Genomic DNA, 1,034 nt, shown 5'->3' with positions numbered 1-1,034 from the left:
GAGATCGCCGCGAAGATCGACGCCGAACTCAGCCGGCAGCGTGACGGTTTGGAGATGATCGCCTCGGAGAACCACACCGCGAGGGCTGTGATGCAGGCGCAGGGTTCGGTGCTGACGAACAAGTACGCCGAGGGCTACCCGGGCAAGCGCTACTACGGCGGCTGCGAGCATGTTGACGTGGTCGAGCAGCTCGCGATCGACCGGGTCAAGGCCCTGTTCGGCGCCGGGTACGCGAACGTGCAGCCGCACTCCGGCGCGCAGGCGAACGCCTCGGTGATGCACGCCCTGATCCGGCCCGGGGACACCATCATGGGCCTGAACCTGGCGCACGGCGGGCACCTGACCCACGGCATGCGGATCAACTTCTCCGGCCGGCTGTACAACGTCGTCCCGTACCAGGTCCGTGARGAGGACCACCGGATCGACATGGCCGAGGTCGAGCGCCTGGCCCAGGAGCACAAGCCGGCGCTGATCGTGGCCGGCTGGTCCGCGTACGCCCGCCGGCTGGACTTCGCCGAGTTCCGCCGGATCGCSGACTCGGTGGGCGCGTATCTGATGGTGGACATGGCGCACTTCGCCGGGCTCGTCGCGGCCGGGCTGCACCCGWCCCCGGTCCCGCACGCGCACGTCACGACCTCCACGACGCACAAGACCCTCGCGGGTCCGCGCGGCGGCATCATCCTCTCCAACGACGCCGAGATCGCCAAGAAGATCAACTCGGCGGTGTTCCCCGGGCAGCAGGGCGGCCCGCTGGAGCACGTCATCGCCGGCAAGGCCGTGGCCTTCAAGATCGCCGCGTCCGAAGAGTTCAGGGAACGCCAGGAGCGTGTGCTGGCCGGTGCCCGGATCCTTGCCGARCGGCTGGTCCAGGACGACGTGACCGCGCAGGGGATCAACGTGATCTCCGGCGGCACCGACGTGCACCTGGTCCTCGTGGACCTGCGCGACTGCGAGCTCAACGGTCAGCAGGCCGAGGACCGGCTCGCGGAAATCGACATCACCGTCAACCGCAACGCCGTCCCGTTCGATCCGCG

Annotated in this window: 1 protein-coding gene; it reads left to right on the top strand. The window is 69.0% G+C overall.

Features of this window, described 5'->3' with window-relative positions; all coding sequences use genetic code 11:
- Window positions 1-1,034: serine hydroxymethyltransferase (gene glyA / locus AC1D0A_RS21920; protein WP_476946835.1), on the top strand; the 1,034-nt coding region annotated here is incomplete at both ends.

The sequence above is a fragment of the Arthrobacter sp. P1_D4 genome (assembly GCF_056406115.1).
Note: the sequence above shows the minus strand (reverse complement) of the source record. Positions and strands in the feature narration are given on the sequence as shown.